Source organism: Actinacidiphila sp. bgisy145 (assembly GCF_057708125.1).
Genome location: NZ_JBYIRL010000018.1, coordinates 120,288 through 133,732 on the forward strand (window position 1 = coordinate 120,288; position 13,445 = coordinate 133,732).

Consider the following 13,445-nt stretch of genomic DNA (forward strand, 5'->3'; position numbering starts at 1 on the left):
GTCGCCGGACCGCCCGGGTTCCCCGCGCCCCCTCGGAGGTGCGGGGAGTGCGGGGAACAGGCGTTATGCGGTGGGGGGTTTGACGACGGCCGCCTGGGGGCGGATGGGGAGGCGGTTGACGGGGCGGCCGGTGGCGGCACGGACGGCGGCGGCGACGGCCGCCGGGGAGGTCACGACCGGCACCGCGGAGACCGCCTTGGCCCCGAAGGGGGCGACGACGTCGCGCTCCTCGACGAGTTTGACGACCCGCACGTCGGGGGCGTCGAGGGCGGTCGGCAGACAGTACCCGGTGAGGTTGGGCCGCTTGATGACGCCGCGCGGCGCCCGCAGGTCCTCCATGAGGGCGAGCCCGACCCCCTGGGTGACCCCGGCCTCGATCCGGGCGGCGAGCTGCCGCGGGTTGAGCACGCGCCCGACATCCTGCGCGACGGCCAGCTCGACCACGCGGACCGCGCCCAGCTCGATGTCGACGTCGACCACGGCGCGGATCGCGCAGAAGGTCAACCCGACGAACGCGTCGCCCTGGCCGTTGTCGTCGAGCCGGTCGGTGGGGTGCGGCCGGCACTGGGCGGTGGCCCACAGCTCCTTGCCGTCGAGCGTCTCGGCGACGGTCGTGGAGAGCACCCCGTCGTAGGAGGTGATCTTGCCGTCGGCGATGGACAGCAGCTCCACGGACATGCCGAACTTCGCCGCGAGCGGCTGGAGCAGCTGGGTGCGGACCATCTTCGCGGCGCGCTCCACCGCCCCGCCCGACACCCAGGTGTGGCGGCCGCGGGCGGCGGGCCCGGCGGGGGGCTGGTCGGTGTCGGAGGGCAGCACCCGCACGTCGTCGACGCCGAGCACCTCCTGCACGATCTGCCGGGCCAGCGTGGTGAACCCCTGCCCGGTCTCGACAGCCGCGCAGATGACGGTGGCGCGGCCGTCGTGGATGCGGACGGTCGCGGTGGACACCTCGTCGGCGCCCTCGGCGCCCAGGACGTGCACCATGCCGAGCGCGTAGCCGACGCCGCGGCGCACCGCCCCGGGCTCGCCGGCGCCGCAGACCCCGCCGGGCAGCAGCCACTGCGACTCGTCGTCGCCGTCGGGCAGCGGCGGCAGGTCGGCGTCGCGGACCGACTTCAGCAGTTCGCCGACCGGCGCCGGGCAGGTGACGGTCTGCCCGGTGGGCAGCAGGTCGCCGGTGGCGAGCACGTTGCGCATCCGGATCTCGGCCGGGTCGAGGCCGAGTTTGGCGGCGAGCTTGTCCATCTGGCCCTCGTACGCGGCGCAGACCTGGAGGGCGCCCTCGCCGCGGACGTGGCCGGAGGGCGGGTTGTTGGTGCGCACCACCCAGCCCTCGACGAAGACGTGCGGGACCACGTACGGGCCGGCGGCGAAGGAGACCGCGGCGGCGAGCGCGTCGGAGGAGGCGTCGGCGTAGGCGCCCGCGTCGAGCAGGATCTGCGCCTCGACCTTGACCAGGCGGCCCTCGGCGTCGGCGTGGTGGCGGTAGCGCAGCAGGGTGGGGTGGCGGTGGGCGTGGCCGAGGAAGGACTCCTCCCGGGTGGCCACGAACTTCACCGGGCAGCCGGTGCGCAACGCCAGCAGGCCCAGCGGCAGTTGGATGCCGGAGTCCTCGCGGTCGCCCATCGCGCCGGGCACGCCGGTGACGACGACCTTGACCCGGTCGGCCTCCAGGCCGAAGCAGGCGGCGGCGATGTCCCGGTCGGCGTGCGGGTCGGTGGAGGCGACGTACAGCTCCACGCCGCCGTCCGGGCGCGGCACGGCCAGGCCCGCCTCGGCGCCGATCGGCGCGGGGTCCTGGCGGCCGACCCGGTACAGGCCCTCCACCACGATCTCGCCGACCGCGTCCGCGTCGCCGAAGCGCAGCGGGATGTGCCGGATCAGGTTGCCGTCGGGGTGCAGCGGCGGGGCCGCGAACGCCTTCTCCGGGTCAGTGACCGGCTCCAGCACCTCGTACTCGACGAGGATCGCGGCCGCGGCCAGCCGGGCGGTGTCGGGGTGGTCGGCGGCGACCGCGGCGATGGGCTCGCCGTGGTGGCGGACCACGTCGTGGGCGAAGACCGGCCGGTCGGCGACCTTGCGGCCGTGCATGGCGTCGCCGGGCACGTCCTCGTGGGTGACCACGGCGCGCACGCCGGGCATGGCGACCGCTTCGGAGGTGTCGATGCGGGTGATCCGCGCGTGCGGGTAGGGCGAGCGCAGCACGGCCGCCCACAGCAGGCCCTCGGCCCACAGGTCGGCGGCGTAGGGGTAGGTGCCCTGGGTCTTCGGCAGCGCGTCGGCGGAGGGCACCGGCGCGCCGATGCCGTGCGGCTCGCCGCTCGGCCCGGCCGGGGTCTCGGCCACCGCTGAGGGGCCCTCGACGATGCTGCTCACCGGTCGCCTCCCGAGGTCGCGGGGCCGCTCTGGTGCGGGATGCGGGCGCTTTCGTCAGGGCCGGGGGGCGCCGCGCCGTCGTCGCCGTCGCGGCCGGTGTCGCGCTCGGCGACGACCGAGCGGACCGCGTCGATGACCCCGCGGTAGCCCGAGCAGCGGCAGAGGTTGCCGCTGAGCGCCTGGCGGATGTCGAGGTCGGTCGGGTGGTGGTTGCCCTCGAGCAGGTCGTGGACGGTCATCGCCATGCCCGGGATGCAGAAGCCGCACTGCACGGCGCCGCTGTCGGCCAGCGCGCACTGGACGTCGGAGGGGCGGCCGTCGACGGTCAGGCCCTCGACGGTGCGCACCTCGCTGCCGGCCGCGGTCGCCGCGGGCACCAGGCAGGACGCCACCAGCCGCCCGTCGACCTGGACGGAGCAGGCGCCGCACTCCCCCTGCTCGCAGCCGTCCTTGGCGCCGGCCAGCCCGAGCCGCTCGCGCAGCACGTACAGCAGCGACTCGCCGAGCCAGGCGTCGGTGACGGGCCGGTCGGTGCCGTTGACGCGCAGCATGTACGAGGCGAGCGGGTGCTCGCTGCGGGTCTCGGCGACGGGTTCGGCCGCCGCGGCCTCGGCCTCGGCCGCGGAGTCGGGTTCGGATACGGGGTCGGGCCCGGCAGCGGCTTCGGCCGCAGGGTCGAGGTCCTGCCTCTGGTCCAGGTCCGCTACGAGATCGGGGTCCGCTACGAGATCGGCGCCGGATGTGACGTCCGGCCCGGGTACGGGGTCCGCAACGGGTTCGGCGTCGGGGACGGGCTCGGCGTCGGTTGCGGGTTCGGCCGCGGGCTCGGCGCTGTCGGCCCCGAACTCCTGGGCGGCGTCGCCGCTTCCGGGCGCGGGGGCCGGTTCGGCATCGTCCGGGGACGGGAGAGTGGGCGCGGGCTCAGATGCGGGCGTGCCGCCCTCCAGGGCGCCCGCTGCGGGCTCGGCAGCAGGGTCCGGGCCCTCGCCCCGCCCGGGCTCCTGCTCGGCGCCGTCCGGGCCGCTCGCGCCTTCCGGCCCCGCGGGCACCTCCCCGTAGCCTTCCGGCCCGGGAACCTGCGCCACGGGAGGTTCCGCGGCGGCGGGCCCACCGAACTGCGGTACGACGTAAGGCTGTTGGCTGCCGGCGGCGGTGTCGTGGCCCGCGGGCCGCTCGGGGTCGGCGGCGGCCGGGGGCGCCGCGGGCGGGGCCTCGGGGTCGTCCACGATGCCCGACCAGGCGGCGTCCGAGGCCGGGGCGTGCGCGGGCAGCCACGGCACCGCGTCGCCGCCCTCGGGGACGGTGTAGGGCAGGTCCCAGTGGCCGCTGCCGCCGTCGGACGGCGCGTGTTCGGCGCCGCCGCGCACCCGTTCGGCCGCGGCCCGCTCCTGGGCGGCCTGCGCGGCCGCGGCCGCGCCCTGGCCGAACATCCCGGCGGGGAAAGAGTGGGTGGGCGCGGGCGAGGGCGTCTGGTCCCAGGCGGGTGAGAAGGCGCCGAGGGAGTACTCGCCGGACTCGGCCTCGGCGTCCTCCCTTATGACCGGGATCGACCAGGTGGTGGCCGGGTCGGGCGCGCCGCCGGACGGAGCGGAGGCAGCGCCGGAGTCCCCGGCGAGGGCGCCGTCGCCGGTGCCCTGGCCGCCGCCGAAGCCGCCGTAGCCACCGGTGCCGGCAGTGCCGGCTGTGCCGCCCGTGCCGTCGGCCGTGTGGTCCGGGTAGCCCGCGCCGCCCTGGTGCTCGTACGGCTGCTCGGGGACGCTGTGCGGCTGGTCGAACTGGCCGGTGTGCGGGCCGGTGTGCTCCTGCGGCGGGTAGCCGTAGCCGTCGTCGGGGCCGGGTGCGAACAGCGGCCCGCTGACCCGGTAGCCGCCGTCCTCCTGGTAGCCGCCCTGGCCGCTCCAGCCGGGGCCGGCCGGGCCGTGGGCGCCGAGCGGGTCCTCGCCGGGGCGCGGCTCGGGCGGGAGTTGGGCGGCGAACGACACGTGCATCGTCTGGTCGGGGTCGTAGTCCCCGCCGCCGGGCACCGGTTGCCAGGCACCGGCGTTGCCCGGGCCGTACACCTCCTGCTGCTCCCGCTGGTCGAGCTCGTTCGGCTGCTGGTCGGTCATGCCAGGGCCCTCCCGAGCGCTCGGCGGGACAGTGCGGCCACGGTACGGCGCAACTGGACGGCGGCGGGCGGCAGTTCGACGCCCGGCTGGTCGGGAATGCAGGCGGCGGCGACGTACTCGCCGAAGGCCGTGCACGCCTCCGGGGCGAGGCTGCGCTCGCCGTCCCAGTCGATCAGCCCGGCCACCCACTGCTCGGCCTCCAGCGGCCGCAGCGGCACCGGCGCGACGGCGCCGACCGAGCAGCGCACCTGGCGCCGGGCGGGGTCGACGACGAGCGCCACGGAGGCGACGGCCCGGCCGGGGCCGGTGCGGCCGGTGGCCTTGAGGAAGGTCTGCGGGGCGTGCAGCAGCGGGATGCGCACGAAGGCGAGGAGTTCGCCGGGGCGCAGCGGGTCCATGCCGGTGAGCAGGTGGCTGACGGGCAGTTCGCGGTCGCCGTCCGGCCCGGCGAGGATGACGCTGGCCTCCAGCGCGGCCAGCACCGGCAGGGCGTCGCCGGTGGGCGCGGCGGTGGCGATGTTGCCGCCGAGGGTGCCGGCGTTGCGGATCTGCGGGGGGCCCGCGGCGCGGGCGGCGGCGGCGAGCGCGGGGATCAGCGCGGCGAAGTCGGGGCGGCCCATGCGGGCGTGGGTCAGGCCCGCGCCGAGGAGGGCGGCGCCGTCGGCGTACTGCCAGCCGCGGATCTCGCTGATCCGGCCGAGGCCGACGAGCGCGGCCGGGCGCAGCAGCCCGGAGTTGACCGCCGCCATCAGGTCGGTGCCCCCGGCGACCGGCACGGCACTGGGCATGTCGGCCAGTGCCGCCACCGCCTCGTCGAGCGAGGAAGGCAGCGTGACGTTCGCCGCCTCCTGCCGTGCATACGTGCTCACGCCGCTGCCCCTTCCCGGCCTACCTCCGTCACGCGGTAGCCGTACCGTACGTGCTGACAGCCCGGACGTGGCAACTCTGGCACATGTTCCGGGGCGCCCGACGCGAGGGTCCGCGAAGTACCGATCCGCCCCTCACAGGGTGATCGTACGGCTAGATCCCGATCGGGCGCTGTGTCGGAATTGGCGGTGTTCAGGGCTGTTGGGACGGTACGGCGCCCGGGCCGCGGGGCGGCGGGCGGCGCGGCGGCGCCCCGGGCCGGTCACACGATCGGGGGCGGTCCGGGCTTCGGGCGGCCCAGGACGCCGGGGCGGCGCTGCCAGGGCCGCGGGCCGCCGGGCGGCCGGTACTCGACGCCGAGGGCGTCAAGTCGCGCGTAGTGGGCGCTCATCCGCTGTGTGAAGCCGGGCCAGTCCCGGTCGGCGGGCGCGCCGAGTTCGGACCAGGCGACCTCGGCGAAGGCGGCGAGCCGGGGGAAGACCATGTAGTCCAGCACCCGCACCGAGTCGATGACCTCGGTCCAGACGTTGGCCTGGGTGCCGATGATGTGCGCGGCCTCCTGCGCGGTCAGCTCCGGCGGGACCGGCTCGAAGCGGTAGACGTCCTCCAGGGTGCGCACGTGCGCGATGGGCACCGGTTCCTCGGGCGCGTCGGACTGGCGCCAGTTGAGGTAGACGTGGCCCTCGGGGCACATCACGACGTCGTGTCCGGCCCGGGCGGCGGTGATGCCGCCCCGGTAGCCGCGCCAGGAGGAGACCGCGGCGCCCTCGGCGAGGCCGCCCTCCAGGATCTCGTCCCAGCCGATCAGCCGGCGGCCGCGTTCGGTGAGCCAGCGGTCGAAGTGGCTGATCAGGGCGCTCTGCATCGCGTCGGCGTCGTGCAGGCCGAGGTCCGCCATGCGGTCCTTGGCGGTGACGGAGTTCGTCCACTGCTCCTTGGGGCACTCGTCGCCGCCGATGTGGAAGAAGGTGCCGGGGAACAGCTCCAGCAGTTCGGTGAACACCTCCTCGTAGAAGCGCAGGACGGCCTCGGTCGGGGCGAGCACATTGGGGTTGACGCCCCAACTGGGCAGCACCGGAAGGGCGGCGGTGTCGATGACGTCGGTGTTGCCCAGTTCGGGGTAGGCGGCGATGGCGGCCTGGGAGTGGCCGGGGATGTCCACCTCGGGGACGACGGTGATGTGGCGGGCGGCGGCGTACGCGACGATCTCGCGGATGTCGTCCTGGGTGTAGTAGCCGCCGTGCGGGCGCTCCTCCCACAGCGGGGACTCGCGCAGGCCGACCTTGGTGCGCTCGCGCCAGGCGCCGACCTCGGTCAGGCGCGGGTGGCGGTGGATCTCCACCCGCCAGCCCTGGTCGTCGGTGAGGTGCAGGTGCAGGACGTTGAGCTTGTGCGCGGCCATCAGGTCCAGGTAGCGCAGGACCACGTCCTTGGGCATGAAGTGGCGGGCCACGTCCAGCATGAAGCCGCGCCAGCCGAAGCGGGGCGCGTCGGTGATCCGGCACACCGGTACGGTCCAGGCCCGGCCGGTCACGGGGCCGCGGCGGAACGCCTCCGGGCCGAGCAGCTGGCGCAGCGTCTGGGCGCCCCAGAACACGCCGGCGGGGCCGCCGCCGAGGATCTCCACGCCGGTGTCCGCGTCGACGGTCAGGCGGTACGCCTCGGGCCCGCCCGGCAGCCGCTCGTCCACGGCCAGCCGTACGGCGCCCTGCCCGGCCGGCTCCCCCGCGGCCCACGGCAGGCCGGTCGCCGCGCCCAGGGTGCCGCGCAGCCACGTCTCGGCGGCCTGCGTGCCCGGTCCGGCCGCGAGCACCGTGCCCGCCCGCACCGTGAAGACGGCCGGGCCGTCCCCGCTTCCCGTCGTGGCCTGCCGCGGCTTCGGAATGAGGTCCATTCCCTCATCCTGCAACACCCCCGACGATTGGCATAGACCAATACGGGTCCGGGTGCGGGCGGGGGTGCCGCCGTTACAGGGCCCGCCTGCGCAGGGCGTGCAGGCGGGTGGTCCGCACGGCCGCGACGAGCCAGCCGCCGACGGTCCAGAACAGGTGCGCGAGGGCGATGGGCGCCCAGGTGTCGCTGGTGCCCCGCCCCCGCAGGGACATCGCCAGGGTTCCGCCGATCAGCAGCCCGGTGGCGGTCAGTTGCAGCCGTACCAGCCCGCCGTAGCGCAGGATGCGGCCCGCGAACATCTCGCCGTACCACCAGGGCACCGCGAGCAGCAGCCCGCAGACCGCGGCGAGCCCGACCGCGCACAGCAGGGCCGCGGACCACAGCGGCCACGGGGAGCCGTGCCAGGCGCGGTCGGCCACCAGACCGCTGGTGAGCAGCGCCGGCAGCGGCAGGAGCGTGGCGACGTGCACCGCGGCGATCCGCCACAGCCAGGAGTCGCCGACCAGCTCCGTCCGCGTGGTGGCCCGCACCGAGCGCAGGCGGCTGCGGGCGCTCACCCCGGAGCGGCGCGTGCCCATCGCGGCCAGCACCCCGATCAGGCCGAAGGTGGCCCCGAAGACGATGCCGGCGGCGACCAGCTCCCAGGTCCCGCCGGTCTCGATCCGGTAGAGCTGCACGCCGAGGAACACCGCGAGCCCCACCCCGCCGAACACCGCGCCGCCGCGCGGCACCACCAGCTGCCCGGGGGCCGCGCCGAGGGCGAGCGCCCGCTCCGCGGCCGCCCGGTGCTCCGCCCGGTTCCGGCGCGGTATCCGCCCGAGCACCCCGCGGCCGGCCGACAGGGACCTGGCCAGCGCGATCTGCGCCTCCGCCTCGCGCGGCGCGGCCAGCACCGCCCGCCGCGCGGCCGCGATCGCGTCGGGCACCCGCCCCAGCCGCCGGTAGACGTCGGACAGCAGCACCGCCGGCTCCCAGCCGTCGGGGTCCGCGCCGGTCGCCCGCAGCGCCACGGTGAGCGCCGCGTGCGCCTCGTCCAGCGACAGCAGCACCACCCCGGCGAGCACGAACACGTCGCCGGCCTCGGCGGGCGAGGCGATCGCCAGCGCCCAGTCGACGGCCTCGCGCGCCTGAGCGGGCCGCTGCTCCTGCGCGAGCACCCAGGCGCGCAGCAGGTACCCCGCGCTGCCGTTGCGCTCCACGAAGGCATCGCTGACCAGCGCGTGCGCCTCGGCGAACCGGCCCTGGCCGACCAGGGAGTGCACGCGCTCACCGCTGTCCGCGTCGTCGTCCGGCACCTCCGCGCCGAACGCGCCGGACTCAGCCGTTGCCGCCCCTTCCGGACTTCCCGGAGCCGGACTTGTCGTTGCCGCCGCCACCGGCCGGCATGCCCTCGTAGATCTCCTTGCACATCGGGCAGACCGGGTACTTCTTCGGGTCGCGGCCGGGGACCCAGACCTTGCCGCACAGCGCGACGACGGGCGTGCCTTCCAGCGCGCTCGCCATGATCTTGTCCTTCTGGACGTAGTGCGCGTAGCGCTCGTGGTCGCCGTCACCGTGGGAGAGCTGCGGAGTCGGCTCGACCAGTGTGCCGGTGCCCGCCCCGCGCTCGGGCTCAAGAGTGCTCATGACCGTCAAGCCTAATTGAGAGAGGGATCGTCGGGATACGTGGCCACCATCGCGAGCCTGCCGCGCTGGCGGCGCAGCACCGCGCGCCACATCTTCTCCGGGTCGGGCGCGGACACGTCACCCGGTTCGGACTCCACGACGTACCAGGCGCCCTCGGACAGCTCCCGCTCCAGCTGCCCGGCACCCCAGCCCGCGTACCCGGCGAAGATCCGCAGCGAGCCCAGCTCGGCGGCGAGCAGTTCGGGCGGCGCCTCCAGGTCGATCAGGCCGATCGCGCCGTGCACCCGCCGCCAGCCCAGGATCGCCGCGTCGCCCTGCTCGCCCGGCTCGCCGGGGACGACGGCCAGACCGAGCGCGGAGTCCAGCGAGACCGGGCCGCCCTGGAAGACCACCGGCGGTTCGACCGCCAGCGGCGCCCAGGGCCGCAGCACATCGCTCACGCCGACCGGGGTGGGCCGGTTCAGGACGACGCCGAGCGACCCCTCCGCGTCGTGGTCGAGGAGGAGCACCACCGCCCGGTCGAAGTTGGGGTCCGCGAGCTTCGGCGTGGCCACCAGGAGTCGTCCGGTGAGCGAGGACACCTCGGTCATGGTCCACATGATCCCCCAACCGGCGCCCGTTGGGAGGGGCAACGGCGGGGTAGGAGGCGGCGCCGAGCGCACTACCATCTCTTCTTGGTTCCTGCGCGCCGGCGAAAGACCCGCGGCCGCGCTCACCGAAGCCGGGGACGGCTTCTGAAGAAGATCGCGAGATCCATGACCGACGTCGCCGATGTGCTGGTTGTCCACGGTGGAACTCCCCTGGAAGGCGAGATCCGGGTCAGAGGTGCGAAGAACCTCGTGCCGAAGGCCATGGTGGCCGCGCTGCTGGGCAGCGAGCCGAGCCGGCTGCTGGGGGTGCCCGAGATCCGCGACGTGCGGGTGGTGCGCGGCCTGCTCCAGCTGCACGGCGTGACCGTGGAGAGCGGCGAGGCGCCGGGTGAACTGGTGCTGGACCCGCGGCGGGTGGAGAGCGCCAACGTCGCGGACATCGACGCCCACGCCGGCTCCTCCCGCATCCCGATCCTGTTCTGCGGGCCGCTGCTGCACCGGCTCGGGCACGCGTTCATCCCGGGCCTGGGCGGCTGCGACATCGGCGGCCGCCCGATCGACTTCCACTTCGACGTGCTGCGGAAGTTCGGCGCGACCATCGAGAAGCGCGCCGACGGCCAGTACCTGGAGGCGCCGCACCGGCTGCGCGGCTGCCGGATCAGGCTGCCGTACCCGTCGGTCGGCTCCACCGAGCAGGTGCTGCTGACCGCGGTGCTCGCCGAGGGCGTGACCGAACTCACCAACGCCGCGGTGGAGCCGGAGATCGAGGACCTGATCTGCGTGCTCCAGAAGATGGGCGCGATCATCTCGCTCGACACCGACCGCACCATCCGGATCACCGGCGTGGACCGCCTGGGCGGCTACGTCCACCGGGCCATCCCGGACCGGCTGGAGGCCGCCTCCTGGGCGAGCGCGGCGCTGGCCACCGAGGGAGACATCTACGTGCGCGGCGCGCAGCAGCGCTCGATGATGACCTTCCTGAACACCTACCGCCGGGTCGGCGGCGCCTTCGAGATCGACGACGAGGGCATCCGCTTCTGGCACCCGGGCGGCCCGCTGAAGGCCATCGCGCTGGAGACCGACGTGCACCCGGGCTTCCAGACCGACTGGCAGCAGCCGCTGGTGGTGGCGCTCACCCAGGCCGCGGGCCTGTCGATCGTGCACGAGACGGTCTACGAGTCCCGGCTCGGCTTCACCGAGGCGCTCAACCAGATGGGCGGCCACATCCAGCTCTACCGCGAGTGCCTGGGCGGCAGCGCCTGCCGGTTCGGGCAGCGCAACTTCCTGCACTCGGCGGTGGTGTCGGGGCCGACCAAGCTCCAGGGCGCCGACCTGGTCATCCCGGACCTGCGCGGCGGCTTCTCGTACCTGATCGCGGCACTGGCCGCGCAGGGCACCTCGCGGGTGCACGGGATCAGCCTGATCAACCGCGGCTACGAGAACTTCCTGGCGAAGCTCGAAGGGCTCGGCGCCGACATCGAGGTGCCGGGCCGGGACTCCCCCGCCGCGGCCGGATAAGGGCGTACGGGGCCGTACGGGGGCGCGTGCGGGCCGTACGGGCCGTGCTGTCCGTACGCAGCCGCACGCAGCCGTGCGCGGCCCCCGGCAACGCCAAGGGCGGCCGTCCTCCTCACGGAGGCGGCCGCCCTTGGCGTCTCGTCTGCGGCGCTACCGCCGCACCGAAGGGCTCACTTGCCCTTGGCGGCTTCCTTCAGCTTGGAACCCGCGGAGACCTTCACGCTGTAGCCGGCCGGGATCTCGATCGGCTCACCGGTCTGCGGGTTGCGGGCGGTGCGGGCGCTGCGGTGGGTGCGCTCGAAGGTCAGGAAGCCGGGGATGGTGACCTTCTCGTCACCCTTGGCCACGATCTCACCGACGGTCTCGGCGAACGCGGCCAGCACGGCGTCGGCGTCCTTGCGGGTCACCTCGGCGCGGTCGGCCAGCGCGGCCACCAGCTCACTGCGGTTCATATCTGTACTCCCGTGTTCTTGCTGCCATGGGGGCGCGAGCCGAAGCTGTTGCTGTGTGCCTCACCGCCCAGGTGTGCATCCTGCCCCCATATATGGGGGGAAAGCCAATCGCCTGCCCGCGCGAGTCGCGGAAAAAGCCCTGGGAGAGGCCCACCAGGGCCACGCTGGGGCAGGAGCATCACGCGCTGTCGTCAGCCGTTCGACGCTGGGAATCCGTTTCCGCGCTCCGGCGCGGCGGCCCGGGCGGCGTCCCGCACGGCGTCGGCGACGGCGCCGGCCACCTTGTCGTTGAAGACGCTCGGCACGATGTAGTTCGGGTTCAGCTCGTCGTCGGCGACGACCGAGGCCAGCGCACGTGCGGCGGCCAGCATCATCTCGGTGTTCACGGTGCGGGACTGCGCGTCCAGCAGGCCGCGGAAGACGCCCGGGAAGACCAGCACGTTGTTGATCTGGTTGGGGAAGTCGCTGCGGCCGGTGGCGACCACGGCGGCCGTCTCGCGGGCCTCGGCCGGGTCCACCTCGGGGTCGGGATTGGCAAGTGCGAAGACAATGGCGCCCTCGGCCATCCGGGCGATGTCGGCGCCCTGGAGCACGTTCGGGGCGGACACCCCGATGAACACGTCGGCGCCGACCACCGCCTCCTTGAGGGTGCCGGTGGCGCCCTCCGGGTTGGTGTTCTCCGCGATCCAGCGCAGCGGGGTCTCCGGACCGACGTCCTTCAGGTCGTCCCGCTCGGCGTGCACCACGCCGTGGATGTCGGCGACGACCGCGTGCTTCACCCCGGCGGCCAGCAGCAGCTTCAGGATGGCGGTGCCGGCCGCACCCGCGCCCGACATGACCACCCGCAGGTCGCCGATCTCCTTGCCGACGCAGCGCAGCGCGTTGGTCAGCGCCGCGAGCACCACGATCGCGGTGCCGTGCTGGTCGTCGTGGAAGACCGGGATGTCCAGCGCCTCGCGCAGCCGCGCCTCGATCTCGAAGCAGCGCGGCGCGGAGATGTCCTCCAGGTTGATGCCCGCGAAGCCCGGCGCGATGGCCTTGACGATCGCCACGATCTCGTCGGTGTCCTGGGTGTCCAGGCACAGCGGCCAGGCGTCGATCCCGGCGAACCGCTTGAACAGCGCCGCCTTGCCCTCCATGACCGGCAACGCGGCCTTGGGCCCGATGTTGCCCAGGCCCAGCACCGCGGAGCCGTCTGTGACCACCGCGACCGAGTTGCGCTTGATGGTCAGCCGGCGGGCGTCCTCGGGGTTCTCCGCGATCGCCATGCACACCCGGGCCACCCCCGGCGTGTAGACCATCGACAGGTCGTCGCGGTTGCGGATGGGGTGCTTGGACTGCATCTCGATCTTGCCGCCGAGGTGCATCAGGAAGGTGCGGTCGGAGACCTTGCCGATCGCCACGCCCTCGATGGAGCGCAGCTTGCTGACGATGTCGGCGGCGTGGTCGGTGGAGCTGGCCGCGATGGTGACGTCGATCCGCAGCTTCTCGTGGCCCGAGGCCGTCACGTCCAGGCCGGTGACCGACCCGCCCGACGTCTCGACCGCCGTCGTCAGCCGCCCGACCGCGCCCCCGCTGGCGGGGACCTCCAGCCGCACCGTGATCGAGTACGAGACGCTCGGCGCCGTTGCCATGACGACCTTCTTCCGGTTACTGCCTGAGGGATTGCACATGCGATCGTTCCACCTACCGCCGGGTAGACGTAAACCCGCCGAAGGCAGGGGAATCGTACGTCCGCGGTACGGGAGCGCCGCGGGCGCGGGGTGCACAGCGGCGGAAGAACGCGTGGCGGACGAGTGACGAACCACCAATTCCGGCCCGCGGGAAGAGGTTCGCCGCAGGGTTTGTTAGCCTGGGTACGGCACCGGCTCGATCCAAGCCCCCGGGCCCAACCTTAGGCGCTTCGAGCGCCCACTTGCCGCGAGGCGAGCATGGCGGGTCGGTGTCGCAGACGTCCGTCGGGCGCCCCCTTCTCCGTGAAGGGGGCGCCCGAGGCGTTTGCGGGGCCGGGG

Annotated in this window: 10 protein-coding genes; 1 reads left to right on the forward strand and 9 read right to left on the reverse strand. The window is 74.5% G+C overall.

The window, feature by feature from the left end; translation table 11 throughout:
• Positions 1-63 precede the first annotated feature (63 nt).
• From AC3ERT_RS18345 to AC3ERT_RS18375, 7 genes are all read right to left on the reverse strand, one after another.
• Positions 64-2,370 carry a xanthine dehydrogenase family protein molybdopterin-binding subunit gene (locus AC3ERT_RS18345; RefSeq protein ID WP_435175417.1) on the reverse strand — a complete coding sequence of 769 codons (2,307 nt, stop codon included), beginning with the start codon at positions 2,368-2,370 and terminating at the stop codon, positions 64-66.
• Between the two features lie 5 nt (positions 2,371-2,375).
• Positions 2,376-4,487: a (2Fe-2S)-binding protein gene (locus AC3ERT_RS18350; RefSeq protein ID WP_435175392.1), complete on the reverse strand. Its 2,112-nt coding sequence runs from the start codon at positions 4,485-4,487 to the stop codon at positions 2,376-2,378.
• Positions 4,484-5,356 carry an FAD binding domain-containing protein gene (locus AC3ERT_RS18355; RefSeq protein ID WP_335977715.1) on the reverse strand — a complete coding sequence of 291 codons (873 nt, stop codon included), beginning with the start codon at positions 5,354-5,356 and terminating at the stop codon, positions 4,484-4,486. Before AC3ERT_RS18355 ends, AC3ERT_RS18350 begins: the two co-directional genes overlap by 4 nt.
• Positions 5,357-5,616: 260 nt before the next feature.
• Positions 5,617-7,248 (reverse strand): beta-N-acetylhexosaminidase, encoded by a 1,632-nt coding sequence (locus AC3ERT_RS18360; protein WP_435131809.1) that lies wholly within the window; start codon positions 7,246-7,248, stop codon positions 5,617-5,619.
• A gap of 73 nt (positions 7,249-7,321) precedes the next feature.
• A complete protein-coding gene (locus AC3ERT_RS18365) occupies positions 7,322-8,542 on the reverse strand; it encodes a tetratricopeptide repeat protein (RefSeq protein WP_335977709.1) in 1,221 nt (406 codons plus the stop codon).
• Positions 8,543-8,564: 22 nt separating this feature from the next.
• Positions 8,565-8,873 carry a DUF3039 domain-containing protein gene (locus AC3ERT_RS18370; protein ID WP_329369059.1) on the reverse strand — a complete coding sequence of 103 codons (309 nt, stop codon included), beginning with the start codon at positions 8,871-8,873 and terminating at the stop codon, positions 8,565-8,567.
• An 11-nt stretch (positions 8,874-8,884) separates the two neighbouring features.
• Positions 8,885-9,463 (reverse strand): YqgE/AlgH family protein, encoded by a 579-nt coding sequence (locus AC3ERT_RS18375; protein WP_335977704.1) that lies wholly within the window; start codon positions 9,461-9,463, stop codon positions 8,885-8,887.
• A 165-nt stretch (positions 9,464-9,628) separates the two neighbouring features.
• On the opposite strand from AC3ERT_RS18375, the gene murA reads away from it, so the two are divergent.
• A complete protein-coding gene (gene murA, locus AC3ERT_RS18380; RefSeq protein ID WP_335977701.1) occupies positions 9,629-10,981 on the forward strand; it encodes a UDP-N-acetylglucosamine 1-carboxyvinyltransferase in 1,353 nt (450 codons plus the stop codon).
• Positions 10,982-11,151: 170 nt separating this feature from the next.
• Here murA and AC3ERT_RS18385 read toward each other — a convergent pair whose 3' ends face one another.
• Both AC3ERT_RS18385 and AC3ERT_RS18390 read right to left on the reverse strand, forming a co-directional pair.
• A complete protein-coding gene (locus tag AC3ERT_RS18385; protein ID WP_103888102.1) occupies positions 11,152-11,433 on the reverse strand; it encodes an HU family DNA-binding protein in 282 nt (93 codons plus the stop codon).
• A gap of 191 nt (positions 11,434-11,624) precedes the next feature.
• Entirely contained in the window at positions 11,625-13,067 is a 1,443-nt protein-coding gene (locus AC3ERT_RS18390; RefSeq protein ID WP_335977698.1) for an NAD-dependent malic enzyme, read from the reverse strand.
• Between the last annotated feature and the right edge of the window lie 378 nt (positions 13,068-13,445).